Origin of the sequence: Pasteurella testudinis DSM 23072 (assembly GCF_900176075.1) — a bacterium.
In the GTDB taxonomy this organism is placed as follows: domain Bacteria; phylum Pseudomonadota; class Gammaproteobacteria; order Enterobacterales; family Pasteurellaceae; genus Chelonobacter; species Chelonobacter testudinis.
Genome location: NZ_FWWV01000001.1, coordinates 18,546 through 43,607, shown reverse-complemented (window position 1 = coordinate 43,607; position 25,062 = coordinate 18,546). Strand labels below are relative to the sequence as shown.

Annotated in this window: 25 protein-coding genes; 4 read left to right on the top strand and 21 right to left on the bottom strand. The window is 43.3% G+C overall.

Annotation, left to right across the window (positions count from 1 at the left end; translation table 11 throughout):
* Positions 1–4 precede the first annotated feature (4 nt).
* Positions 5–649 (top strand): superoxide dismutase [Mn], encoded by a 645-nt coding sequence (sodA, locus tag B8880_RS00215; protein WP_084255158.1) that lies wholly within the window; start codon positions 5–7, stop codon positions 647–649.
* A gap of 81 nt (positions 650–730) precedes the next feature.
* Here sodA and B8880_RS00210 read toward each other — a convergent pair whose 3' ends face one another.
* From B8880_RS00210 to B8880_RS00160, 11 genes are all read right to left on the bottom strand, one after another.
* Positions 731–1,282, bottom strand: a complete 552-nt coding sequence (locus B8880_RS00210) for a DUF5358 domain-containing protein (protein ID WP_084255156.1) — start codon at positions 1,280–1,282, stop codon at positions 731–733.
* 153 nt (positions 1,283–1,435) lie between these two features.
* A complete protein-coding gene (fis, locus tag B8880_RS00205) occupies positions 1,436–1,732 on the bottom strand; it encodes a DNA-binding transcriptional regulator Fis (protein ID WP_084255154.1) in 297 nt (98 codons plus the stop codon).
* A gap of 40 nt (positions 1,733–1,772) precedes the next feature.
* Entirely contained in the window at positions 1,773–2,738 is a 966-nt protein-coding gene (gene dusB / locus B8880_RS00200) for a tRNA dihydrouridine synthase DusB (RefSeq protein ID WP_084255152.1), read from the bottom strand.
* A 311-nt stretch (positions 2,739–3,049) separates the two neighbouring features.
* A complete protein-coding gene (locus tag B8880_RS00195) occupies positions 3,050–3,778 on the bottom strand; it encodes a sulfite exporter TauE/SafE family protein (protein WP_084255150.1) in 729 nt (242 codons plus the stop codon).
* A gap of 31 nt (positions 3,779–3,809) precedes the next feature.
* Positions 3,810–4,862 (bottom strand): aldose epimerase family protein, encoded by a 1,053-nt coding sequence (locus B8880_RS00190; protein ID WP_084255148.1) that lies wholly within the window; start codon positions 4,860–4,862, stop codon positions 3,810–3,812.
* 104 nt (positions 4,863–4,966) lie between these two features.
* Positions 4,967–6,022: a TRAP transporter substrate-binding protein gene (locus B8880_RS00185; RefSeq protein ID WP_084255146.1), complete on the bottom strand. Its 1,056-nt coding sequence runs from the start codon at positions 6,020–6,022 to the stop codon at positions 4,967–4,969.
* A 38-nt stretch (positions 6,023–6,060) separates the two neighbouring features.
* Complete coding sequence (locus B8880_RS00180; RefSeq protein ID WP_084255144.1) at positions 6,061–7,350, bottom strand: TRAP transporter large permease; 1,290 nt, start codon at positions 7,348–7,350, stop codon at positions 6,061–6,063.
* A 3-nt stretch (positions 7,351–7,353) separates the two neighbouring features.
* A complete protein-coding gene (locus tag B8880_RS00175; RefSeq protein WP_208610865.1) occupies positions 7,354–7,881 on the bottom strand; it encodes a TRAP transporter small permease in 528 nt (175 codons plus the stop codon).
* 62 nt (positions 7,882–7,943) lie between these two features.
* Complete coding sequence (locus B8880_RS00170) at positions 7,944–9,185, bottom strand: AGE family epimerase/isomerase (RefSeq protein WP_084255142.1); 1,242 nt, start codon at positions 9,183–9,185, stop codon at positions 7,944–7,946.
* Positions 9,186–9,545: 360 nt separating this feature from the next.
* Positions 9,546–10,325 carry a DeoR/GlpR family DNA-binding transcription regulator gene (locus tag B8880_RS00165; protein ID WP_084255140.1) on the bottom strand — a complete coding sequence of 260 codons (780 nt, stop codon included), beginning with the start codon at positions 10,323–10,325 and terminating at the stop codon, positions 9,546–9,548.
* A 46-nt stretch (positions 10,326–10,371) separates the two neighbouring features.
* Entirely contained in the window at positions 10,372–11,274 is a 903-nt protein-coding gene (locus tag B8880_RS00160) for a sugar kinase (RefSeq protein WP_084255138.1), read from the bottom strand.
* Positions 11,275–11,416: 142 nt separating this feature from the next.
* Between B8880_RS00160 and yihU the strand changes: the two genes are divergently transcribed.
* The 3 genes from yihU (at position 11,417) to B8880_RS00145 (ending at position 15,295) form a co-directional block, all read left to right on the top strand.
* Positions 11,417–12,310, top strand: a complete 894-nt coding sequence (gene yihU, locus B8880_RS00155; protein ID WP_084255136.1) for a sulfolactaldehyde 3-reductase — start codon at positions 11,417–11,419, stop codon at positions 12,308–12,310.
* Positions 12,311–12,334: 24 nt separating this feature from the next.
* The gene (locus B8880_RS00150; RefSeq protein ID WP_084255135.1) at positions 12,335–13,213 is read left to right on the top strand and encodes an aldolase; all 879 of its coding nucleotides are present in this window, start codon (positions 12,335–12,337) and stop codon (positions 13,211–13,213) included.
* A 66-nt stretch (positions 13,214–13,279) separates the two neighbouring features.
* Positions 13,280–15,295 (top strand): alpha-glucosidase, encoded by a 2,016-nt coding sequence (locus tag B8880_RS00145; protein WP_084255134.1) that lies wholly within the window; start codon positions 13,280–13,282, stop codon positions 15,293–15,295.
* A gap of 85 nt (positions 15,296–15,380) precedes the next feature.
* Here B8880_RS00145 and prmA read toward each other — a convergent pair whose 3' ends face one another.
* The 10 genes from prmA to menD all read right to left on the bottom strand — a co-directional run bounded on the left by prmA (position 15,381) and on the right by menD (position 25,051).
* Positions 15,381–16,265 (bottom strand): 50S ribosomal protein L11 methyltransferase, encoded by an 885-nt coding sequence (gene prmA, locus B8880_RS00140; RefSeq protein ID WP_084255132.1) that lies wholly within the window; start codon positions 16,263–16,265, stop codon positions 15,381–15,383.
* Entirely contained in the window at positions 16,246–17,706 is a 1,461-nt protein-coding gene (panF, locus tag B8880_RS00135) for a sodium/pantothenate symporter (protein ID WP_084255130.1), read from the bottom strand. The genes prmA and panF overlap by 20 nt, the downstream gene beginning before the upstream one ends.
* Complete coding sequence (locus B8880_RS00130; RefSeq protein ID WP_084255128.1) at positions 17,706–17,972, bottom strand: YhdT family protein; 267 nt, start codon at positions 17,970–17,972, stop codon at positions 17,706–17,708. The genes panF and B8880_RS00130 overlap by 1 nt, the downstream gene beginning before the upstream one ends.
* 91 nt (positions 17,973–18,063) lie before the next feature.
* On the bottom strand, positions 18,064–19,410 hold the full coding sequence (gene accC, locus B8880_RS00125; RefSeq protein ID WP_084255126.1) for an acetyl-CoA carboxylase biotin carboxylase subunit: 1,347 nt from the start codon (positions 19,408–19,410) through the stop codon (positions 18,064–18,066).
* A 76-nt stretch (positions 19,411–19,486) separates the two neighbouring features.
* Positions 19,487–19,936: an acetyl-CoA carboxylase biotin carboxyl carrier protein gene (accB, locus tag B8880_RS00120; protein WP_084255124.1), complete on the bottom strand. Its 450-nt coding sequence runs from the start codon at positions 19,934–19,936 to the stop codon at positions 19,487–19,489.
* A 167-nt stretch (positions 19,937–20,103) separates the two neighbouring features.
* A complete protein-coding gene (gene aroQ, locus B8880_RS00115) occupies positions 20,104–20,562 on the bottom strand; it encodes a type II 3-dehydroquinate dehydratase (protein WP_084255122.1) in 459 nt (152 codons plus the stop codon).
* Between the two features lie 80 nt (positions 20,563–20,642).
* The gene (menC, locus tag B8880_RS00110) at positions 20,643–21,635 is read right to left on the bottom strand and encodes an o-succinylbenzoate synthase (RefSeq protein WP_084255120.1); all 993 of its coding nucleotides are present in this window, start codon (positions 21,633–21,635) and stop codon (positions 20,643–20,645) included.
* 32 nt (positions 21,636–21,667) lie between these two features.
* The gene (menB, locus tag B8880_RS00105) at positions 21,668–22,525 is read right to left on the bottom strand and encodes a 1,4-dihydroxy-2-naphthoyl-CoA synthase (protein ID WP_084255118.1); all 858 of its coding nucleotides are present in this window, start codon (positions 22,523–22,525) and stop codon (positions 21,668–21,670) included.
* 56 nt (positions 22,526–22,581) lie between these two features.
* A complete protein-coding gene (menH, locus tag B8880_RS00100) occupies positions 22,582–23,328 on the bottom strand; it encodes a 2-succinyl-6-hydroxy-2,4-cyclohexadiene-1-carboxylate synthase (protein ID WP_084255116.1) in 747 nt (248 codons plus the stop codon).
* A complete protein-coding gene (gene menD / locus B8880_RS00095) occupies positions 23,321–25,051 on the bottom strand; it encodes a 2-succinyl-5-enolpyruvyl-6-hydroxy-3-cyclohexene-1-carboxylic-acid synthase (protein ID WP_084255113.1) in 1,731 nt (576 codons plus the stop codon). The genes menH and menD overlap by 8 nt, the downstream gene beginning before the upstream one ends.
* Positions 25,052–25,062: the final 11 nt, after the last annotated feature.

The window sequence follows — 25,062 nt, the reverse complement described above, 5'->3', positions numbered from 1 at the left end:
GAAAATGGCTTATACTCTACCTGAATTACCTTATGCTTACGACGCGTTAGAACCGCACTTTGACAAACAAACCATGGAAATCCACCACTCAAAGCACCATCAGGCATATGTCAACAATGCCAACGCAGTGTTGGAAACCCTGCCTGAATGGCAAGACAAATGTCCGGGCGAACTGATTTCCAACTTGGATAAAATTCCTGCCGACAAACGTACCGCACTGCGCAACAACGCCGGCGGCCACGCCAACCATTCCTTGTTCTGGAAAGGCTTGAAGCTAGGCACAACCTTGCAAGGCGCATTAAAAGAGGCAATCGTGCGTGATTTCGGCTCGGTGGAAGCCTTCCAAGCCGAATTTGAAAAAGCGGCGGCAACCCGTTTCGGATCCGGTTGGGCATGGCTGGTGTTAAATGACGGCAAACTGTCCGTTGTTTCCACTGCCAACCAAGATTCGCCGTTGATGGGTAAAGAGATCGCCGGTGTCGAAGGCTACCCGATTGTCGGCTTGGACGTGTGGGAACATGCCTACTACTTAAAATACCAAAACCGCCGTCCGGACTACATCAAAGCGTTCTGGAACGTGGTCAACTGGGACGAAGCCAACGCCCGTTTCGAGAAAAAAGCGGCCGGCTGCGGATGCCAGGATAAATAATCCTTACCGATAAAAAAACCCACCTATCCAGGTGGGTTAATCATATGAGACTATATCGATAAGCCCGAAAAACCGGTTCGCTTAGAGCAATAATGCGGCTCCCCACTTGATAATATCGAAGAAAAATTTATTATCATTGGTTGCAACCGCATCATTACTGCCGCCAGTCGCCCCCGCTTCTTCTACCATACCGCTCTTATATTGGCCTTTTACCACCGAAAGATCATCACGGGCTTGACGTCTTAAATTTTCACATTCCGCACCAGCCAACGGCTCGGCACTCAGCTGCTTAAATTTTTTATATTGATATTGCGCATAGCCCATTGATTTTTCATCTTCCTGAATCATTTTCAAATATTCGCCGCCGATGATCTTTTCCAGCGGATAAAAAAAGACATACTGGGAATGGATATAGGCATCTTCTTTGGAAAAATGTTCCTGCTGAATGCGCGTTAAATTAGGATAGACGCATTGTTCCGCTTGGTGACTGGCAATTACCCACTGTTTTGCCGCGTTGTCAGACAAAACATAATCCGCATTGGCAAATTCTGCCGGAAAAGCTTGCTGCTCAGTATCCTGCGCGCAAGCGGCAAGCAACATTACCGCAGCAGATAACACCACTTTTTTAAACATCATTAATCCTGATTATTATTCTGAAATAAAAAAGAATTTTAGCAATAACCAAATGCTTTATAAAGCCATTCGGTTTGTTTGGAATAAATAAAACAAAACGGCCACCGAATTGCTCCGACAGCCGCTTTTGATAACCTGATTTCGAATCGAAAATCAACCCATACCGTATTTTTTCAGTTTTTTGCGTAACGTACCACGGTTAATCCCCAGCATGTTGGCTGCGCGGGTTTGGTTGCCGCGGGTGTACTGCATCACCATGTCCAGCATCGGATGCTCAACTTCGGATAATACCAACTCATAAAGATCATTCACATCTTGCCCGTTCAATTGAGCCAAATAGTTTTTCAACGCTTGTTTAACGGAATCTCTTAATGGTTTATTGGTAAGTTGAGATTGCGCATTTAAAGTCGAAACGGTTAATGCGTCTGAAGTGCTACGTTGTTCTAACATTGTTATGTGTTCCATTTAACTAAAAAATCACCCCAATCCCCTATTGGATTGAGTCAAGAAACTCTTTCAATTCGGCCAACTGTCGCTGCGGATCAGTAATCGTATTGAAAGTACGTTTAAAAGCAGAATCTGGTTTGATGTTATCCAAATACCAACTTACATGTTTACGGGCAACCCGATAGCCTTTCTGCTCGCCGTAAAAATCGTGCAAGCCTTGAATATGCTCAAGCGCCACCTGACACCTTTCCGTCAAATCAGGCTCAGCCAACAGCTCGCCCGACTGCAAAAAAGCCTCAATCTGTCGAAACAGCCACGGTCGGCCGAGAGAACCCCGTCCGATCATCACGGCATCCGCTCCGGTGTAATCCAGAACCTGTTTCGCTTTTTGCGGTGAAGTAATATCACCGTTTGCAATCACCGGAATAGAAACCTGTTGCTTGACCGCACGAATATGTTCGTATTCCGCTTCACCCTCGTATAAACAACTGCGGGTTCTGCCGTGTACGGTCAACGCCTGAATACCGGATTGTTCCGCTATTTCGGCGATTTCAACACAATTCCTATTGGCTTTGTCCCACCCCGTCCGAATCTTCAATGTTACCGGAACATTCACCGCCGACACCACTTCTTGCAGAATTTTTCCAACCAAATCAGGATATTGCAATAATGCCGAACCCGCCATTTTGCGATTCACTTTTTTGGCCGGACAGCCCATATTGATATCAATCAACTGTGCGCCGTGCTCTACATTCAATGCTGCGGCCTGTGCCATTTCCAGCGGATCACTGCCGGCAATTTGCACCGCATTGATCCCGATTTCCGCATGATGCGCCACACGCAAGCGAGATTTCTCGGTGTGCCACACATCACGATTCGCCGACATCATTTCAGAATAACTCAGTCCGGCATGATAGCGGGCGCAAAGTCGTCTGAACGGCTGATCGGTTATTCCTGCCATCGGTGCCAGCAATACGCGATTTTTTAATTGAAATTTTCCAATGCGCACGCATTCACCACAACAATAATAAACAGAATCGTAACAGAACCATCATCGAACAAGGGGGGCTATAATACGCACTTTTTGTCAATTAGGGAAGTACATTTTTTATCCAAAATGCGTTTTTTTGCATTTTTTTGATCTGGTTAAAAAAACAGCGAAAAGAATAATAAAAAAATCAAAAAACAGGCTGTTTATCAGTTGACAACCAGCCTGTTTTCATTCAATTGAAGTTCTAAACGGTTTTCACGCCCGCACACCATTCTTCCTGTCTGACAACCAAACCAGGCCATCGCTAAAAATTATTTGATTTTAATCATCTAAACATTTTTTATAATCAAAATAGTACCGATAAAAATTAGAAAAATGTAGATAATTTTATGGTAATTAAAATGATACTTATTAAGTAAATTGTAACAAAACATACCTAAAAACACGCCTATCAAAAATGCCGGTATCGCTTGCCCAACATGCTTAAAAACACTTTCCGTTAATAATCCTTTCAACCAAAAACCGGAAATAGCACCTATCATTTGTAACATAAAGAAAAAAACTAAAGTCGATTTTGTTTCGTGGTTTGACCAAGGTAGCATCGATGTATAAGCAATGACAGGAGGGCCAGGCTCGCCTACGCTCGCTCCTAATGCGCCAGAGAAAAATCCGACGCCAAGGGAAACAGGCTTTGATTCAGATTTAAATAATGTATTTTTTGCCGTAAAAGAATATATGCTCGAAACAAGCAAAATTATCCCCATCGCAATTAAAATTATATTTGCCGGAAGGTGTTTCAAAAGATCCGCGCCAAGATACGAACCGGGTAGAGAACCAATAAACAAAATTAGGCCGGCTTTCCAGTTAACATAGTACCTCATTTTATACACAATAGGAAAAGTCACGAACCAACCAAAAATTCCGGCTATTGGTATTGCTAGTTTCACATCTATAAATAGAGATAGTAATGGAACTGAAACCAGTGCCAATCCAAACCCCGTAACGCCTTGTACAAATCCACCAAATGCAATAATAAGGGAAATAATAATAGCATCCATAATATTCTTCTGTTGTTAATTTTATAGTAAGTTAATTACCGAACTTATGAATCGTTCTTTCATCATAAACTTCCCCGGGATTTAACTGAGTTGATGGAAAATGTGCATGATTAGGGCTATCCGGAAAATGCTGCGCCTCAAAGCAGATCCCCATAAAAGATTCATAACGCAGATTATTTGGGCCAATCCATATTTTATTTGATAGTTTAGACGCATTATATACTTGAACACCAGGCTGTGTTGTAATCATAGTCATCCAACGTCCGCTTTTAGGATCATGCAGTTCAATTCCTTTCTTAAATCGGCTATATTCCAATTCACCTCGTAAGATAAATGTATTATCAATACTCTTATCTGCAAATTTTTGCATATTATCCCCAATCACCTTTATTTTTCTAAAATCAAACCCTGTTTTATCTACACTTAAAATTTCACCTGTAGGAATAGATTGGTTATCCACAGGAAGATAAAAATCACTGTATATTTTTAAGTTATGACTTAAGATATCCCCTTTACCTACTCCTGATAAATTATAATAACTATGGTTTGTTAAATTTAAAATTGTTGGTTGATCAGTTGTTGCTCTAAAATAAAAATGGACTTGATTATCTTCATCTAACCCTATAGTATGGACTACATCTAGATTTCCGGGATAACCTGATTCACCATTAACAGATATACGGTGAAAATGAACCATTATGGATTGTTCTTGCTCTTCAATAACATATCCCCAAACATACTTATCAAAACCTTTAATCCCTCCATGGATATGCTGCAAAGTGTCTATTTCATTTGTATCCAACTTATACTTTATTCCGTTTATTATAAACTCACCATTTTTAATACGATTTGCAAACCTACCGACTACCGCACCAAAAAAAGGATGGCCAAGATGATATTTCTCAAGAGTATCATAATGTAAAACAACATTATCAATTTTATGGTATTTATCCTTTACGTTTATCGCCGTCACAATACAACCATAATTTGTAACACTAATACTCATATCATTTTGATTGCTTAATGTAATTAAAACAACATCTTCACCATCTATTTTGCCAAAATCATTGACTTGAAGCTTCATATATCAACCTACACTCACCAACAAACTTTTAACGAATAAAACTTAATAAAAAGAGGAAAATATTGATAAAAATTTCAATATAGCCCTCTTTTTAATTAGACGTATTATTGCAACGCAGCATTATCCTCTTCATAAATTTTAGTTTCACAAGACTTCACTACACTTTCAAATCTTGTTAACCACTTTTTACTCTCGTCATCACTCTCTTTAATATAGTTATCAATTACAGAAACGGACATCGCCTTAAATGCATCTTTTTCTTGGACGCTAGGATTATAAATTTTACCGCCCGATTTCTTAAACTCTTCATATGCCTCATATTCTTTCCATTTCGGATAAGCACGTAAATATTGATTTTGTGCCGAAACGGCATCGAGAATAACTTTTTTCAAATTATCCGGCATGGATTTAAACTTGTCATTATTCATAATCCATGCGCCCCCCATATAGGCATGACCATCTAAAATAATATTTTTTAAGCTCTCATGAAATTTCATTTGAACAATATCCACAATACCATTTTTTGTTCCGTCAACCATGCCTGTTGAAAGAGCGGTATAAACTTCAGGCCATGCAATTGGAGTTGGCGAACCACCAAGTGCGGTCACCAGTTTTTGTTGAATCGCAGCCGGAACTGTTCTTAATTTCAACCCTTTTACATCTTCCGGACTATGAATAACTTTCTTCGTTGTTGCAATATTTCTCCAACCGCCCGAATTAGACACTATCATCAATCTCAAGCTATTATTGGTTTGTTTTAATACGTTTTCTCTAACATCACGCATAAAATCTTTATCATCATAAACACATTCAGCAACTCTATCGTTAGGTAATATGTACGGCAAGTCAAAACCTTCCATTGGCCTCCAATAGTAAGCCAATTCAGGCACAGTGGTTTGGAAATAATCAAACATGCCAGACTGTACACCTGCCAGACACTCTTTTGCATTTCCACATAATTGTCCACTTGGATAAATATCTACGATAATTTCACCATTAGAATAAGACTCGGCTATATTTTTAAAGACTAATAACGATTGATAATTGTAACTATCCGGGTTGGTAACAATTGGAACAGTAATTTTATATTCTGCCGCTTGAATTGCTGCCGAAAATGATAAGGCATATAAAGATAATGCTATACTTTTCTTAAAGCTCATAAAAATCTCCTTTTATATATAAACTCAATCTAAAATAACTACATTAGATTTAACATCTCTGGTAACCCTATAACGAGTACAGGAAAAAATGAAATTAAGAATATAATTAAAAATTCAACGAATAAAAAAGGTAAGATGGCTTTTGATATCTTCTGCAACGGTACGCCGGAAACACCCGATGCCACGAAAAGAACCAATCCCATTGGCGGTGTTGCCAGACCTATTGACAAATTCGCCACCATGACAACCCCAAAATGAACAGGATCAATCCCTACATTAGTCATGATTGGTGCTAAGATAGGAGCAAAGATTAATATTGCCGGACCAGCATCAAGGAACATTCCAACAATAAATAAAAAAACATTTATAATAAAAATAAGAATATATTTATTATCCGTTATGGAGTATAAGAATGTAGTAATTTCCCGCGCAACGCCTGATAAACTGATTGCCGAAGCGAATCCACTGGCGGCAGCAACAATAATCAATATTGCTGCGGCATTTACGCCTACACGAGCACACATTGGAAAAACTTCACGTAATTTCAAGTTTTTCATGATCCATACGGATAATATCAACGCATAGAATACTGCAACAGCAGCAGCTTCTGTTGGTGTAAAAATTCCACCATAAATTCCTCCCAATATAATTATTGGTGTAAATAAAGGAAGAATGGCCAATTTGAAACCTGCAATACGCTCTGTTCTTGTTGCTCGAGTAAATTGTTCAACTTGAGGATACTTTTTCATCTGAAATCGATTAACGATCATTAAACCGATACAAAGAATAATTCCGGGTACAACTCCTCCCATAAACATTGCTGCTACGGAAGTATTCATTACAAAGGCATATATGAGCATTATTCCACTCGGTGGAATAATTGTGCCAAGTACCGTCGCCGCTGCCGTAAGTGCGGCTGCATAGGTTCGATCATATTTATAACGCACCATCTCAGGTATCAGCATATTCCCAATAGCCGATGTCGCCGCGACTGCAGATCCGGTTAAAGCACCAAAAAGCGTAGATGCCAGGATGACAACATGACCTAAGCCACCACGCATATGACGCACCATAGTTTGAGAAAAGGTAATAATACGTGTCGTTATACCTCCGCTCACCATAAATTCGCCGGCAAGCATGAAAAACGGTAAAGCTAGTAATAAAAAGCTATCCAGCCCCGAATACAGCCTTTGATAAAGCATATTAATAAATAACACTTTATCATCTTGGAATAACGCTATCGCCGGAGATAATCCTAATGCAAATAAAACAGGAACGCCAATTAATAAAAGAATAAGAAAATAAATGACAAAAATCGGGGAAACCATATTCTACACTCCTTTACTCTTATCAATCATTTCAAAATTAATAAAATTATTGAGTTCACTGATAATTTTTTGAACAACGGATAACAAGGTAATTGCAAACAATAATGGTGGTGCAATATAAATATAATACATTTTAAAAGGCAAACTATTAGCCATAACATTCCCTTTTAAAAAGAAGCTCCATCCAAAATAGACCCAAATCAAAATAGTGACTAACGCAAAAATATGGATAATAACCATCAACATATGGAAAAACCTACTAGATTGCGTTTTTTCCAACAAGAACGTCATCGCAATATTTTTATCCTTTAGATAAATGAAAGGCATACATAAATAAGTCATATATATCATTAAATAACATGACAATTCATCACTCCAACTAATAGGATTATTCAAAACATATCTGAAGACTACCTGCAAAAGAACAATTATCATCATGATGATTAATAATAACCCTGCACTCCACTTTCCAACTCTTGCAATCGGATTATTAATTTTTAATAGGAACAATTCGATATTTTTCAAAATCATTATGAACCTCTCTAAATTTAAAGCATAAAATCACAGCAATAGCTAATGATTAAGGTAAGGCACTAATTCACATAACAATCAAGCAACCCTTGTGCTAAAGCTGGCGCTAAACCGGGTGTTAAAGGTAATCTTGGAATAATCAAGCAGTGCATAAGATGATAAATATCCTGTTTTCCATCCCATACCTTGCTTGATATTTGGTTATTCGCATCTAACTCTTGCCACCAAGAACATTCTTCGTAATCCATCAAATATGTCCGGCAATAATCCCAGAAACGTTGGTAATATTCTTCATATCGGCTATCATTGGTGACCGTATATAATGCATAGGCAGTGCCAATAGCTTCAACAATAACCCAACGAATTCTCTCTCTAACGACCGGTTTACCATCCCAATCAACGGAGTAAACAAAGCCAGGAGCACCATCCACAAACCACGCATCTCGAATACCGGCTGCAAATAAATTTTTGGCATCGTCAAGTAACCACTCCGGAGCTTCTGCATCAATAGAAATTAGCGTCGCACGAAGATGCAAAATCAAGCGCCCCCATTCAATCCAATGACCGGGCGTACCGCCATAAGCGCGGAAATGACTGGCTGGCTGCTCCTTGTTATAATCAACGATAGGTTGCCAATTTGGATCAAAGTGTTCATTAACACGATAGTTATTATTCTTAGCAAAATGATGGATAATTACCGATGTAATATGCAGCGCCCTATCCAACCACTTTTTCTCTTTAGTGACATCATATACAATCAGAAATGCTTCCACTGCGTGCATATTTGCATTACCACCGCGGTATTCTTCGGTTTTAGTAAACTGCTCATCCCATGATTCAAGGCACATCTGCTCTTCTTCATTCCAGAAATATTTCTCTATAATCTCAATTGCTTCGTTCAACAAATTTCTTGCCCTAGGATGCCCTGTCAGTACCGCACTTGCAGCGCCCAAAAGTACAAAACAATGTTGATAACCTTGTTTAGAAGGATCTACGACACCTGAATCATTAACGGTTGCATACCAACCACCATAATTTTTATCTTTCAAAGAACCTTCCAAAGCACTAATTCCGTGTTCGACGAGATCATATGCCCCCGGCCTTCCCATAAGAGCGGCTAAAGAGTAAACATGTAACATTCTTGCGGTAATCCACAGTTGAGTTCCCATTTCTTCTCTAATATTCCCGGTATTCCCCAGCCAGCCGAAGCCAGTTGGTACAACCGCTCTTCTTCCGAATTCAAAAATTCGATCGACCTCGGTTTCCAACCAAGAGTTATGCGCTCTAGTATTGATCCATTTCATCCTATATATTCCCTTCGTTAAAATAAAAACTATCAAGACTGACTAAATATGAATAAATAATGACAAAAACGAAAATAAAAACAACACAAAAAAACAAATTTTGTGAGAGAAGTCAAACTTTTTAGGATAAAGAGAGTAAGATTTATTGATAAAGAATGATGCATTCACCTTGTAAAAAGACATATCTTATTGATATAAAATATATTTAATAAGTTTGGCAGATGAAGAAGATTTTTTTATAAGAAAGAAAACGAAAATTTTTAATGGAAAAAAGTGTTTTAAATAGAGTCAAGCGAACCCCATCAAAAGTATGGGGCTAAATTTAGAATTTAAGACAAACTCAGTACAGGGAAAACCAATCTACTTATTCGTTAAAAATAGTTCTACTTTATTTATTTTTAGCAGCTCCATAATATGCATAGGTGGTTTTTTATCTGTAAAAAGTAAATCCACTTGTTTCAAATGCCCGACCTCAACAGCAGCCGAAGTATGAAATTTCGAACTATCTAAGGCTAAAATAAGTTTTTTTGAGTTTTCCAGCATTGATTTAACAACAGCAACTTCATTAATATCAAAATCTAAAAGCGTTCCATCTTCAGCAACGGCTCCTAAACTTGTGATCAAGTAATCCGCCCGAAAACTATTGATTGAAGATATAACATTCGGACCGATTATTCCGCTGTTATGCGCTCGAAGCACACCACCTACCGTGATCACTTCAAAATTTTCATTTTGATATAATAAATTAGCTACACGTAGGCTGTTTGTAATGATTCTCAAATTTTTCCGAATTTCTAATGCTTTTGCTATAAATTCCACTGTTGTACCGATGGTAATAAATAGTGTAGAGCCATCCGGAATATATTCAGCTATCTTTTTAGCTATTGTCTCTTTTTCTTTTATATGAGATGTCTCTCGGATAGAAAAATCAGTATTATTAATGCTCGATACTCGTCCCGCGCCTCCATGATGGCGAGAGATTAATTTCATTTGGCTTAATAGTCTGATATCTCTACGGATAGTTTGAGTCGTAACATTTAGAATATTAGCTAACTCTTCATTACTAATATAACCATTATCCATCACCAAAGAAATTAGCTTATCATGTCTTGGATTTCCAGTTATTGCAGTATGGTTCAAAATATTTCCTTAGTTTATAGCATTTAAATCATGCTTTAATTATAGCCTATCTATTCATACGCAGCATAAATTTTTCAACTTGCTGCAAATCAGGAATACCATCACGTCCTCCTTCAGCAGTACATTTTAATGCAGCTACCGCATTGGCAAATATAATTGCTTTATCTATAGAATAATTATTAGCAATTGCAAAAGCAAACGCACCATGAAAGACATCCCCGGCTCCCGTCGTATCGACGACTTCTACCTTGAATCCTTTAAAGCTAGTTTGTGAATTGTCTTTAATCCAATCACATCCCTCACTACCTTTCGTCACATATACTGTACCTGCACAAATTTTCTTTGCCATTGTCAAAGCACAGTTCATATCTTTTTCATTTGTCATTTTTTCTAGACCGGGTGCAGAAAATACTGCATGCTCTGCTAATTTGACTAAAGATACTATACTCTGCGGAGTTATATCAGCATCAAGCACTGTCGATATTCCTAAGTTTTTCGCTTTTCGTAAGCAATATTCTGCACCTTCATGCCATCTGACATCACATAGAACCAAATCATATTGAGTAAAATCAATTTCTTCCAACCAATCCGTACAATTTAAAAGATCAGGACTTGGATAATTAACAATCACTCTTTCGCCATTATTATCAACAAAAATAGCCGATTGAGATGACTTGGCAGCTTCATACACTTTAATTTTACTAGTATCGACCTGATAGCTATTTAATTCTGAAATAATTGCACTACCTATGTTGTCATCTCCTAAGCGACCAATAAAATCAACTTCCGCTCCGAGTTTCGCAATAGTTACAGCAGCAGTCGCCGCTGGTCCACCGCCGACTTCTTTGTAGTTATGCGCAACAAACTTCCCTCCTCCGGAGTGAGGCATTTTATCTAAGTAATAAATTCTATCTTGTACCGCTATTCCAACGCACGCCAGTTTTACCATTATTTTCCCCAATAAATAAAAATAGGTTGTTGCGAATTGTATCGAATTATAATTTTAAAAAAAGTGATCCATGTCACTTTACTTAATCAAAAATTACAAATATGATAACAAACGAAAATATTCGAACACAAAAGGAGTTCAAATGTCTAGCATTGCGTTTATTGGTCTTGGCCAAATGGGTAAGCCAATGGCTTCTAACCTAATTAAAAAAGGACATGCGTTAACCGTTTACGATGTCAATAAAATCACGATGTCCGAAGTTCAGTCTCTCGGCTCAAAAAGTTCAACCTCCCCCAAAGAAGCAGCAAAAGGATGTGAATTCATCATTACAATGCTACCTAACGGAAAGCTGGTTGAAGAGGTAATTTTTGGACAAGACGGCGTAATCCATTCTATTGGTAAAGGCAGCCTGATAATTGATATGTCAACAATCCATCCTTTAGAAAGCGACAACTTACGTAACCGATTAGAAAAACACAACGTTGAATTCATGGATGCTCCGGTTGGAAGGACTTCGGATAATGCCATTACAGGAACCTTGCTAATCTTAGCCGGAGGAACTAAAACACAAATTAACCGTACATCGCCGATATTGCTCTGTATGGGGTCAGAGATAGTGGATGCCGGCGGTCCCGGAAGAGGAATCCGAGTTAAATTAATTAATAATTTTATGAGTATCTCGCTCAACGCACTATCCGCAGAAGCGGCCGCACTTTGCGAAGCCTTGGAGCTTCCTTTGGATATTGCGATAGAAGTCATGAAAGGAACCCCTGCAATTAAAAGTCATTTCACAACAACCTGGGTGAACAAAGTATTAAAAAATGATTTAACCCCGGCTTTCATGATCGACCTTGCACACAAAGATTTAAGCATCGCCCTAGATGTTGCCAACCAGCTACATGTCCCCCTATCTATGGGAGCTGCCGCTAGAGAAATTTATAGCCAAGCCAGAGCGGTTGGAAAAGGACAACTGGATTGGACGGCCATATTAGAACAGACCCGCAGTAATTCCGGTTTAAAAAATAACAACCCATGATGTCATAACGCAGGAGACTTTAAAATGACGACTATTTATACCCTCAAAGATATTGCCAGACCCTCTGGCGGTTTCGCAATGTTAGCTGTGGATCAGCGTGAAGCAATGAGAAATATGTTTTCTGCTGCCGGTATGAAACAACCTGTCAGCGATAAAACCCTGACTGATTTTAAAGTCAGCGCAGCAGAAATCATATCACCCTATGCTTCAGCCGTGCTGGTAGACAATCAATTCTGTTATAAAGAAATTGTGAAACAAAAAGCACTTTCTAAAAATTCGGCACTCATCGTGGCCGGCGATCAATTTATTGCAGGAAACGGGATACCTGTTGACAGCGTATGTATTGATCCTGATATTGATGCCAATGAAGTAAAACAAAATGGCGGCAAAGCGCTAAAACTTCTTATTCTTTGGCGTCAAGATGAAGATGCGCAACAACGTATTGAAATGGTAAAAGCATTTAATCAAAAGTGTCATTCCGCCGGATTACTCAGCATTATAGAGCCCGTCGTAAGACCGCCTAGAATTGGTGATAAATTTGACCGTGAGCAATGTATCTTAGACGCAGCAAAGGAACTTGGCGATCTGGGTTCGGATCTATACAAAGGGGAAATGCCGCTATTCGGTAAAGGCGATTCGCAAGTACTATTAGCAGCAGCTAAAAAGTTGAATGATAACATCAATATTCCTTGGGTTATCTTATCTTCGGGAATTAATGAAAATTTATTTTGTCGTGCCGTAAGAATAGCTATGCAAGCTGGTGCTTCAGGCTTTCTTGCCGGTCGTGCAATTTGGGCATCAACGATAGGCTTACCTGATACGAATTTAATGCTGCGAGATATATCTGCGCCTAGAATGCAATATTTAGGCACAATCGTCGATGAAATGATGGCATCAAGATAAATCATTCACAGCATGAAGCCACTTTAATTAGCCGGATAGTCTCTTATCAGATAAATGAGGCAAATTATGCAATTAAAACAAATAAAAGATGGATTTCAAATTATCCACAATGAACAAGTTTTACTCAATCATACTCCTAATAATCCTGCATTTTTTGTCGGTATCGGATATGAGAAGATTGAGACTTATCGGGGAAATTTTAATATCCAAGATCAATTGGTTGAAAGAATACCTTTAACGCATTCTCAAGTCGGTGATGACCGTGTCCTACTCTCATACCAACAAAATACGGCTCCACTATTAACGTTAATATTTATTCCATCAGATAATGGCAATGCCATAATATCTTGCAAAAGTGAAAACCCCGATTTAAACCGTTTTTGGATTCGCCTAAGTGTGGTTGAATCCGAAAAAGTTTGGGGTTGTGGCGAACAAATGTCCTATTTCAATTTACGCGGCAGACACTTCCCATTATGGACTTCAGAGCCCGGTGTCGGTAGGGATAAAACAACCGAAATGACTTTTCTATCTGACAAATATAACCAAGCAGGTGGAGACTACTACAATACCAATTATCCGCAACCGACTTTTGTGTCTTCCCTGCATTATGCCTGCCATGTGAATAGCAGTGCTTATGCCGATTTTGATTTCAGAAATCCGGCTTATCATGAATTGCAAATTTGGGAAATTCCGGAAACCATCGAATTTTTTACGGCACCCTCGTTTCTGGATTTGGTTGAGAAACTCAGTTTACGCTTTGGCCGACAACCTAAATTACCCGAGTGGATTTATAGCGGTATAATCTTAGGCTTAAAAGGCGGAGAAGAAAACACATTCTCAAGATTAGAGAATGCTGTTAAAAATGGGATTTCGGTGTCCGGATTATGGTGTGAAGATTGGGCTGGAATACGTGAAACCTCCTTTGGCAAAAGGTTATTTTGGGATTGGAAATGGAGTAAAAAACGCTATCCCAACTTAGATAAAAGAATTCAATCCCTAAAAGAGCAAAACATCCGCTTCCTTGCCTATGTTAGTCCATACTTATGCGAGGATGGAGAACTATTTCCGATTGCAAAAGAAAAATCATTATTCGCCCTTGATAATACGGGTGAAGTCGCGTTAGTCGATTTTGGCGAATTTAATTGCGGCGTATTAGATTTCACCAATAAAGCAGCCAGAGAATGGTTTAAACAGGAAATTATTCAAAAGAATATGCTTGATTTAGGCGTATCCGGCTGGATGGCCGATTTCGGCGAATACCTACCGACTGATAATTTGCTTTTAGCTAACGGAATCAATTCAACTATCATGCATAATGCTTGGCCGCCCCTTTGGGCAAGTGTTAATGCTGAAGCTGTGGCTGAAAGGGGCCTCAGTGGAGAAATCATGTATTTCATGCGAGCCGGATTCACTGGCACGCAAAAATATTGCCCTATGCTTTGGGCCGGTGACCAATGTGTCGATTTCTCTCGCCATGATGGTCTCAATACTGTTATTTGCGGCGCACTTTCTTCGGGAATATTAGGCAACGCATATCACCATAGCGATATAGGAGGCTACACCAGTCTTTTTGGCAATCGTCGAACGAAAGAGGTTTTTGAGCGTTGGGTTGATATGGCAACTTTTACGCCAATGATGAGAACCCATGAAGGGAATCGCCCTGATGAAAATTTTCAGTTTGATCATGATGCAAATACCATCGCCCATCTTGCTAGAATGGTCAAGGTATATAAACATTTGACACCATATCTAAAACACCTGTCAAACGAAGCGCACACTAAAGGATACCCTGTTCAAAGAGCCCTATTTTTACATTTCGAAAATGACTTGAACACTTACGATATCCAAGATCAATATCTTTACGGTTCGGAACTCTTAGTCGCTCCTGTTCATGAAGCCAATGCAGATGAATGGAAAGTATACTTGCCGGCAAACGAAACTTGGGTTTACGTTTGGGATAAACAAGAAGTTCAGGGAGGACAATATATCACTGTCCCGGCACCAATAGGCAAACCGCCTCTCTTTTATAGGAAAAACAGCCAATGGACAGAATTGTTTAACGGCATAATCGAAATCCAATAATTATCCGAACGTCTTCAATATAGCTAAAAAGACATAGTAGAAAAAAATTAAAATTTCTATCTACTATGTCTAAATCAATCCATAGCTACAGCGGTTTAACGCCCGTAATCCGGCACCATTCTTCTTGTTCCGCCACCGGATCCAACCGTACTTGGGCTTGATAGGCCTCGCAAACCGATTGCGCTTGGTTGGCAAGAATACCGGACAGCCCCAAATCGGCGTTTGGTTTTAATAAAGCGATGATCGGTTCTGCCAGCTCTTTCAACGGGCCGGCTAAAATATTCGCAACCACCACGTCGGCTTTTAAATCTTGCGGTTGATCTTTGGCAAGAAATAATTGTAAACGATCAGCTACGCCGTTGCGTTCGGCATTATCACGGCTGGCGAGAATCGCTTGCGGATCAATGTCGATACCGATCGCCTGTTTTGCGCCCAGTTTAAGGGCGGCAATCGCCAAAATTCCGGAGCCGCAGCCGAAATCGATCACGGTTTTGCCGTTTAGCTCCAAACCGTCCAACCAAGTCAGGCAAAGTGCGGTCGTCGGATGGGTTCCGGTGCCGAATGCCAGCCCCGGATCGAGCATTACATTAACCGCACTTTCGTCCGGTACCGGTCGCCAGCTCGGACAAATCCATAAGCGCGTGCCAAATTGCATCGGGTGGAAATTCTCCATCCATTCGCGCTCCCAGTCTTTGTCTTCGATCTGTTCGATTTTATGGCTGGCACTGTCGTTTAAAATCCGCTGTGCGGTTAATTCGGCTGCAATTTGTTGCATATCGGTTTCGGCATCAAACAGCGCAATCACATCGGTGTTGCCCCACAAGCGGGTTTCACCCGGCAGCGGTTCAAACACCGGTGTATCCTGACTATCGACAAAGGTCACGGAAACCGAGCCGAGATTTTCCAGCACCTCGCCGATGGCTTCCGCTTGTTTATCATTGCTGTTGATTCTAATTTGCACCCAAGGCATCTGTCGTTCCTCTTTTATCAAACTGTTTTTCACCGATTTTATTGGCGACTAAGAAGGCAATCAAGCCGAAGACCAACGATGGCACAATGGCATGAAAACCCAAAAGCTTCAGCGAAGCAACGGTGAGCAACACATAGCTGCCCAAGCCGACCGCCATCGAGGCAATCGCACCGTAGGCATTGGCTTTGTCCCAATATAAACCCAACACGATCACCCATAAAAACGCCGCTTCCAAGCCGCCGAAGGCAAATAAATTCAGCCAGATAATCATATCCGGCGGATTGAGCGCCGCCAATACCAAAAGTGCGGTCAGAATCAAGGTTGCCATTGAAGAGAACAACCCGATTTTACGTTGGTTTTGCGCCGCTTCCGGTTTTGCCGCCAGATAAATATCTTTAACGAAGATCGCCGATGATTGAATCAACTGCGCATCAATAGTCGACATTATCGCCGACATCGGCGCCGCCAAAAAAATTCCGGCGACAATCGGCGGCAACACTTGCAGCATTAAGGTCGGGATCACCTGATCCGGAATGGTCAAATCCGGCAAAATCGCACGCCCGAGCGCACCGGACAGATGCATGCCCAGCATAATTATACTCAGCACCACCGTGCCGATTAACATACCGCCGTGCAAGGCTTTGCTGTCTTTAAATGCCATACAACGCACCGCTGTGTGCGGCAAGCCGACAACGCCGAAACAGACCAAAATCCAAAATGAGGCCATAAACTGAAAGTCTAACATCTCGTTCGGACCGTATGGGCTGATCAACTGCGGATCTTGTGCCGCCAACGCCGCGACCGCACTTTCGACTCCGCCGGCAGCGTAAATTACGCCACCCAATAACATCAGCGTACCGAAAATCATTACCGTACCTTGAATGGTATCGGTCAGCACCACCGCGCGGAAGCCGCCGATAAAGGTGTAAATACCGACCGTTAGCGCAAAAATCAACAATGATTGGGTATAACTAATGCCGACGGTTGTTTCCAACAATCTTGCCCCCCCGATAAATTGCACCGTCATCGCAGCAAAAAAGGCAATCAGTAGGGCAACACAGGCAATCCAGACCAAATATTTGTTTTTATAGCGGTGCAGCAAGAGATCATTAATAGTCAATGCGTTGCTTTCACGCGATAGCAGGGCGAATTTTTTGCCTAATGCGCCCAAAGCCAGCCAAACTGCCGGCACTTGGATCATCGCCAGCAACACCCAACCCAAACCGAATTTATACGCCGCCCCCGGCCCACCGATAAATGAACTGGCACTGGCGTAAGTCGAGGCGGTGGTCATCGCCAACACCCAGCCGGTCATTGAACGGTTGCCGACATAATATTCGGTCAAAAAGTCGCCTTTGCTGCGTTTAACATAGGCATAGAGCGCCGCACCGAACACAAACGCCAGATAAATGACCAGCGGTAAAATAATGCCTAAATTCATTATTTTTTCTCCTGTTGCGCGCTGCCCGCATGATTATCCAAATCAAAATCCTGATACACGATCCGAATCACCCAATAGGCAACCACGATAAATAAAACCGGCAAATAAATACAGGCAAGTTCGAACCATAACGGAAAACCAATCGGTCCTTGCGTACCACTTGGCAAATAGGCACACAAACACCAACCGATCACATACAAAACAGTTACACCCAACGCCCAACGGGCTTCTTTACTGGCTTGTTGATACTTTTGCTGCAATTTCATGATGAACACCTCAAACAGAAAAAGACCCTGTGAAAAAAAGTGGAATCATTTGATTCCACTTCATTATTTTATTACTGATTTTTACGCCGAATTAATCGTGCATACCCAATTTTTTCTCAAGGTAGTGAATATTGGTGCCACCTTGTTGGAAATTCGGATCTTCCATAATCAATTCATGTAACGGAATATTGGTTTTCAGACCTTCGATAATCACTTCCGACAACGCATTTCGCATTCTGCTGATCGCTTCGGCGCGGTTTTCACCGTAGCTGATTAATTTGGCAATCATCGAGTCATAGTGCGGTGGCACAGTGTAGCCGTCGTAGATATGCGAATCCCAACGGATACCGAAACCGCCCGGCGTATGCAAGCGGGTGACTTTACCCGGAGACGGCAGGAAGTTGCGCGGATCTTCCGCATTAATCCGGCATTCAATTGCGTGGCCTTTGACTTTCACGTCCTCTTGGCGGAAAGAAAGCGGCAAGCCGGAAGCGATACGCAATTGCTCTTTTACCAAGTCAATTCCGGTGATCATTTCGGTAACCGGGTGCTCAACCTGAATACGGGTATTCATTTCGATAAAATAGAATTCGCCGTTTTCATACAGAAATTCAAAGGTTCCCGCACCACGGTAACCGATTTCGACACAGGCTTTGGCACAACGGCTGCCGATATCGCGGCGCAGTTCTTCGCTGATCCCCGGCGCAGGGGCTTCTTCCACCACTTTTTGGTGACGGCGCTGCATCGAACAGTCACGCTCCGCCAAATACACTGCATTGCCGTGGGTATCTGCCAACACTTGAATTTCGACATGGCGCGGATTTTCAAGGTATTTTTCCATATACACCACGTCATTGTTAAACGCCGCTTTGGCTTCGGACTTGGTCATCGCAATCGACTCTTCCAACTCATTGGCAGAACGCACCACACGCATACCACGCCCGCCGCCGCCGCCGGATGCTTTGATAATCACCGGATAACCGATACGTTCGGCAATTTCCTTGTTCTTCTTCACATCACTGCCAACCGGTCCGTCAGATCCGGGGACGCAAGGCACACCGGCCGCTTTCATTGCATTGATGGCGGACACTTTATCCCCCATCAAGCGAATCACATCAGCCGTCGGACCGATAAACACAAAACCGGAACGCTCGACTTGCTCGGCAAAATCGGCATTTTCCGATAAAAAACCATAACCCGGGTGAATGGCGTCGGCGCCGCTGACTTCCGCTGCGGCAATCAATGCCGGAATATTCAGATAGCTTTTACTCGACGGCGCAGGCCCGATACAGATGGTTTCATCGGCCAATAAAACATGTTTTAATTCACGATCGGCGGTTGAATGCACCGCAACGGTTTTAATGCCCAACTCTTTACAGGCGCGTAAGATTCGCAAGGCGATTTCGCCACGGTTGGCAATGACAACTTTTTCTAACATACGATTATCCGTTTACTCTTTAAGATGTGATTGCGGCTGAAGGCAAAGTGCGGTCAGCTGCTTGTTGATAATCAAATTATTCGATAATAATCAACGATTGGTCGAATTCAACGGCTTCCCCGTCATTTACCAGAATCGCTTTCACCACGCCCGCTTTATCCGCTTCGATACGATTCATCATTTTCATCGCTTCCACAATACAAAGCGCATCACCCACCTTAACGGTGCTGCCGACTTCCACAAACGGAGAGGCTTCCGGACTCGGACTACGATAGAACGTTCCTACCATCGGCGAACGTACCGCATGGCCGGATACTTCCGTTGCAACCGGCGCCGCCGCAGGCACTGCCGGTGCGGCAACCGGAGCAGCTGCCGGCGCTGCCGCAGGCAAGCTATATTGAACGGCAGTCGGCGCCGGTGTACCACGACTGATACGCACCGATTCTTCGCCTTCGGAAATCTCAATTTCCATAATGCCCGACTCTTCTACCAATTCAATTAATTTTTTGATTTTACGAATATCCATGTTTTGATTCCGCTGATTGAAATTTAAGTGACATTACCGCACAGTTGACGTGATCTTCTCCGCAACAGCGCCGTAACATTATATTGATTTACATTAAACGCAGAGATTACCTGAATTCTGGCATTTTGGCGATAAAAATCTGCATTTTGCCTGAAATTTATCGAAAATCAGGCTTTTTTATGACTTTTATCACGCAAATATTGCTGTGCAAATTCCAAGCCGAACTGATAGCCTTTCGCACCTAAACCGCAAATAACACCCACGGCTTTATCGCTTAAATACGAGTGATGACGGAAAGGCTCGCGCGCATGCACATTCGACAAATGGATTTCGACAAACGGAATATTCACCGCCAACAATGCATCGCGCAACGCCACGCTGGTGTGGGTAAATGCCGCCGGATTAATCAGGATAAAATCCACTTGCTCAAACGCTTGGTGAATTTTATTAATCAGCTTTTCTTCGCTGTTGCTTTGAAAACAATCCAGTTCAAAGCCTAGTGTTGCCGCTTGTTGCTGTAGTTGCCGCTCAATATCCGCCAAAGTCAAACTGCCGTAATGCTGAGGTTCGCGTTTGCCCAGCATATTCAGATTCGGCCCGTTCAATAACAAAATTTTTTTGTTCATTTTGATTTCTCATGACACATTAAGTAATTTCCAAGAGTAACTATCACGCCATTATAACCATATTTTACCCGATAGTTAAATCAGATGATTTTTTCCAACCGCTCGCTGTCAAATCCGATAATCGGCAAGGTTGAATCCGGCCAAGTGCGGATCAACTGAAAATCCATCAAATCCAACGTATCCAAACCGGGAATCACATTCGGCGTATATTGTTGCGCGATGCGTGCCAACTGAGTTAAACCAAAACTGGATTCAATCGAGGAGCTGATCACCGCCATAATGCCTTGCGCCTGCGCCTGTCGAATTAATTCAATGCATTTTTGTAACGAGCCGACCAGTGTCGGTTTGATGACAATCGCCGCTAAATGCGGTTCGGCTGTCACCTGAAAATCCGCTTCGCGCACCGATTCGTCCCATGCAATTGCAATTCCGCTTTCGGCGGCAAATTGACGGCTTTCCTCCCGAGTTTTGCACGGTTCTTCCAAAAACTGAATCCGTGTGCGATGTTCCGGTTTGACATACTTGGCAAACATCTGTGCTTTTGCCGGTGTCCAAGAACGGTTAGCGTCAAGGCGCAATTTTAAATCCGGCACGGCTTCCAGCAGCATATCGGCGATCAAACCGTCGCGGTTGGCTTCATACAAACCGACTTTGACTTTCGCCACTTTTTCGCCCGGCATTTGATCCAGCTGTTCATACAATTCGTCGGGATCACCATAACACAATGGAGCCGCCTGATAATTACCCGCTTCGCCCAATTCACCTTTCATCTCCGCCAAAGCACAGCTCAAGCCGAACGCCACCGACGGATACAACCCGTCGAGCGCTAACTTTTCGTTGCGGCTGCGCGCCTCGTCCCATTGCCGCAACCAAAGTGCGGTCTGCTCTTGTGCCTGCACCAGCGTTTCTTGGCTAAATTCCGGCAACGGCGCAATCTCTCCCCAACCTTCGTGCGCACCGCACTTCACCTGCACCAGCAGCCCTTCGCGCCGTTTTAAAAACCGGTTGCGCAATACCACTTGCGAATCCACCGGAATTGAATAACGATAAAGTTGATAACTGCGCGTTGTCATAAATACACCTTGTTAAGCAATTATTAAAAAAACTACGGATTACGCTTAAATTTACTGAAGTCCGGTTCGCGTTTTTGGTTGAAGGCGTTGCGCCCTTCTTGCCCTTCTTCAGTCATGTAGAACAGCATGGTGGCATTGCCGGCAAGCTCTTGCAAACCGGCTTGTCCGTCACAATCGGCGTTTAACGCGGCTTTCAGGCAGCGCAGCGCAATCGGGCTGTTTTGCAGCATTTCGCGACACCAGCGCACGGTCTCTTTTTCTAGTTCGGCATACGGCACAACGGTATTGACTAAGCCCATATCCAACGCTTCTTGTGCGTTGTACTGGCGACATAAGAACCAAATTTCGCGCGCTTTTTTCTGCCCGACGATGCGTGCCATGTACGATGCGCCCCAGCCGCCGTCGAATGAGCCGACTTTCGGACCGGTTTGCCCGAAGACCGCATTTTCCGCCGCAATGGTTAAATCGCACAGCATATGCAACACATGACCGCCGCCGATCGCATAACCGGCGACCATCGCCACCACCGGTTTCGGGCAGCTGCGAATATCACGCTGGAAGTCCAACACGTTCAAGTGATGAACACCGGCTTCGTCTTTATAACCGCCGTAGTCGCCACGCACTTTTTGATCACCGCCGGCGCAAAACGCCTTTTCGCCTTGTCCGGTCAGCACGATTACACCGATTTTGTCATCGAAACGCGCATCGGCAAAGGCGTTAATCATCTCTTTCACCGTTTGCGGACGAAACGCATTGCGCACTTCAGGACGATTAATGGTGATTTTGGCAATGCCGTCGGCGGATTTGTGATACAAAATATCACTATAGCCGTTGCTACAATCCTGCCACTCAACCGGAGCATATAAAAATTCTTCACTTGGATATAACATAATTTTTCCTTTATTTTTTATAACAATAGAGATCGGTTTTTCGTATAAAAGTGCGGTTATCTTAACAATGCCACAAGCTGAGCGGCAAATTCTGTCGGATTTTCAAGGTGGGCGTTATGCCCCGCCCGTTTAATTAAGGTCAAATTTAATTGGTTATTTTCTGCTTGCCGACGGAATTTTTGATCGCATTCGCCACAAAAAAAGTGGATCGGCAACGCGGCGGACCGCACTTTTGCCGTGAAATCCGGCTGTTTCGCCAGCGAGGTCGCCAACAACATTCGCGCGATATTTTCGCCGCAATTCGGCGCACGCTTTGCAACTAACGCTTGCCGTTGTGCCGAATTCAAATGGCTAAACACCGCTTGCTGATACCAAGCGCTTAACACCGCACTTGGCGATTCGGTGCTAAAACGCTGCGCCCAAGCCTGATCATTCAGCCAACGCGCCTGTTTTTCCGCAGCGCTACCCAGCCCTAAATTCGCACCTTCGACAATCACGCCTTGCAGCTTGCCACGTTCGATCTGCGCCTGAAACGCATAATACAAGGCGAGCCGTCCGCCCAAAGAGTAACCGACCAACCAATAAGGCGCATCGCCGACCGCACTTTGGATTTTTGGCGCCAAATAGCCACAAGTTTGCGCAAAATCGGCAACAATTGTACTTTTTTGTGCGCCGTGCAACGGCAAATCCAGTGCGATACACTCAAAGTGCGGTAGGCGCTCGATCACCGCTTGCCAATCCTGTTTATCGCCCAATAAGCCGTGTAAAAAAACCAGCACAGGCTTATGGTTTGTGTTAACCACCGATCACCGCTCCGGCAATTTGCTCAATCAGTGATTTATAGGTTTTGCTACCGTCGCTCGGATTGACTTTAATTTCGATTATCGTCGCTTCTTTGCGCCCGTAAGCCTGTTTCAACACCGAATTGAGATCCGCCCAAGTATAAGGGCGGCTGTAACTCAGCCCGAACATCGCCGCCGCCGAGGAGAAATCCAAGCCGTGTCCCAAGCGGTAGAACTGATCTTTGACGCTCTCTTCCACCGGCAACAGATCAAAAATCGCACCGCCGTTGTTGTTGATCACAAACAGAATCGTCGGTTGGCGCACCTGCTTAAACAGCGCCAGCGAGTTAAGATCGTATAAAGCGGAAATATCGCCAAGCATCGCCACTAACGGTTGGTTAGTCGCTACGGCAACACCGGCGGCGGTCGCCAACAGCCCGTCAATGCCGCTGGCGCCGCGATTGGTATAAACCGGATAGCCTTCCGGCAGTTTGCACAAACCGTCGACCAAACGCACAAACAGGCTGTTGCCTAAAAATAGCGAGCCGTTGCTCGGCAGTACGCGGCTGACATGGTGTGCCAGCGAGGCTTCGTTTAGCTGCCCGCCGATCTGCTGTTCAATAAAAGCGGCGCAGAATTGCGACAACGCCAACGGCTCCAACAGCCACGGACGTTGGCGCAACGGCGGATGCGCACGCAGCCAGTGATGCACTTTCACATTAAAACGGGTGTGCTGATGATGATAAGGATCGAGGTTTTTCTGCGAGGCTTCGATCAGCCAGTATTCACCTTTAAACTGCTCGAGGAAGCGATTGACGCGCTTGCTGATAATCCGGCTGCCGAATTGCAGCACGATTTCCGCCTGTAATAATTTTTGCTGCACGATTTCATTCGCCAGCCAAATATCGGCATACGGCAAAGACGGCTCCAAGCCGGATTGAATGTCGGTGATCACCACCCAGCCCATGGTTGCCGCCCAAGCGGAAATGCCCATGCTCTGCTCTGGCGGCAATTTGCCGACAACAATCACGCCTTGTTTGGTGCGCCAATAATCCCAATTTTCGTGGATCAACACTTCGCTCTGCTGTGCGGCATACTCAATCCACACCTGCTTTTTGCTTGCCCAACGGTTGAACTCCGCTAACCAAGCCGCGTGCTGCACCGCACTTTCATCGGCTTGGTACAGCGGTTCGGCAAACGGCAGATTAAAATGGATCACGCCGTGTTGCACTTTTTGTCGCTGACAGGCCTGATCAATACGGCTCAGCAGCCATGCGCTGCTATAATCTTCGCTCGGCCGGGGGAAATTGACGCTGACGACAGGATAATCGGCGAAAATGCCCTGTTGTTGAATCGCTTGATTGGCACCGCAATCGATCAGCTCCGGCGGGCGATCGGCAGTCAGCACGATTAAATCGTGTCCGCTTTGCTCGGCTTCGATAATCGCCGGATATAAATTGGCCGCTGCGGTACCGGAAGTAACGATAATCGCCACCGGCGTATTGTCGGCTTTTGCCAGTCCGAGCGCAAAAAAGCCTAAGCCGCGCTCATCAAAATGGGTATGACAGACGGCGCGGTGGCTGTCTTGCAAGCGCACGGCTTCCAATGTCAACGGCGTCGAACGCGAACCCGGGGCAATACAAATATGCCGCACGCCATTTCGTACTATACTTTCTAAAACAACTCTCGCCCAACAGCGGTTCATTACTGCAACAGATAACGCTACGGATGCCGAAACTGACATGATTTTTCTCC

Excerpts from the sequence above, each read along its gene's own strand:
- menD (WP_084255113.1), bottom strand. The coding sequence starts at position 25,051 with ATGTCAGTTTCGGCATCCGTAGCGTTATCTGTTGCAGTAATGAACCGC.
- sodA (WP_084255158.1), top strand. The coding sequence starts at position 5 with ATGGCTTATACTCTACCTGAATTACCTTATGCTTACGACGCGTTAGAA.
- B8880_RS00190 (WP_084255148.1), bottom strand. The coding sequence starts at position 4,862 with ATGAAGCTTCAAGTCAATGATTTTGGCAAAATAGATGGTGAAGATGTT.
- menC (WP_084255120.1), bottom strand. The coding sequence starts at position 21,635 with ATGACAACGCGCAGTTATCAACTTTATCGTTATTCAATTCCGGTGGAT.
- B8880_RS00150 (WP_084255135.1), top strand. The coding sequence starts at position 12,335 with ATGACGACTATTTATACCCTCAAAGATATTGCCAGACCCTCTGGCGGT.
- B8880_RS00210 (WP_084255156.1), bottom strand. The coding sequence starts at position 1,282 with ATGTTTAAAAAAGTGGTGTTATCTGCTGCGGTAATGTTGCTTGCCGCT.
- prmA (WP_084255132.1), bottom strand. The coding sequence starts at position 16,265 with ATGCCTTGGGTGCAAATTAGAATCAACAGCAATGATAAACAAGCGGAA.
- B8880_RS00160 (WP_084255138.1), bottom strand. The coding sequence starts at position 11,274 with ATGGTAAAACTGGCGTGCGTTGGAATAGCGGTACAAGATAGAATTTAT.
- aroQ (WP_084255122.1), bottom strand. The coding sequence starts at position 20,562 with ATGAACAAAAAAATTTTGTTATTGAACGGGCCGAATCTGAATATGCTG.
- yihU (WP_084255136.1), top strand. The coding sequence starts at position 11,417 with ATGTCTAGCATTGCGTTTATTGGTCTTGGCCAAATGGGTAAGCCAATG.
- B8880_RS00175 (WP_208610865.1), bottom strand. The coding sequence starts at position 7,881 with ATGATTTTGAAAAATATCGAATTGTTCCTATTAAAAATTAATAATCCG.
- accB (WP_084255124.1), bottom strand. The coding sequence starts at position 19,936 with ATGGATATTCGTAAAATCAAAAAATTAATTGAATTGGTAGAAGAGTCG.
- fis (WP_084255154.1), bottom strand. The coding sequence starts at position 1,732 with ATGTTAGAACAACGTAGCACTTCAGACGCATTAACCGTTTCGACTTTA.
- B8880_RS00130 (WP_084255128.1), bottom strand. The coding sequence starts at position 17,972 with ATGAAATTGCAGCAAAAGTATCAACAAGCCAGTAAAGAAGCCCGTTGG.
- accC (WP_084255126.1), bottom strand. The coding sequence starts at position 19,410 with ATGTTAGAAAAAGTTGTCATTGCCAACCGTGGCGAAATCGCCTTGCGA.
- B8880_RS00195 (WP_084255150.1), bottom strand. The coding sequence starts at position 3,778 with ATGGATGCTATTATTATTTCCCTTATTATTGCATTTGGTGGATTTGTA.
- B8880_RS00145 (WP_084255134.1), top strand. The coding sequence starts at position 13,280 with ATGCAATTAAAACAAATAAAAGATGGATTTCAAATTATCCACAATGAA.
- B8880_RS00180 (WP_084255144.1), bottom strand. The coding sequence starts at position 7,350 with ATGGTTTCCCCGATTTTTGTCATTTATTTTCTTATTCTTTTATTAATT.
- panF (WP_084255130.1), bottom strand. The coding sequence starts at position 17,706 with ATGAATTTAGGCATTATTTTACCGCTGGTCATTTATCTGGCGTTTGTG.
- menB (WP_084255118.1), bottom strand. The coding sequence starts at position 22,525 with ATGTTATATCCAAGTGAAGAATTTTTATATGCTCCGGTTGAGTGGCAG.
- B8880_RS00170 (WP_084255142.1), bottom strand. The coding sequence starts at position 9,185 with ATGAAATGGATCAATACTAGAGCGCATAACTCTTGGTTGGAAACCGAG.
- B8880_RS00185 (WP_084255146.1), bottom strand. The coding sequence starts at position 6,022 with ATGAGCTTTAAGAAAAGTATAGCATTATCTTTATATGCCTTATCATTT.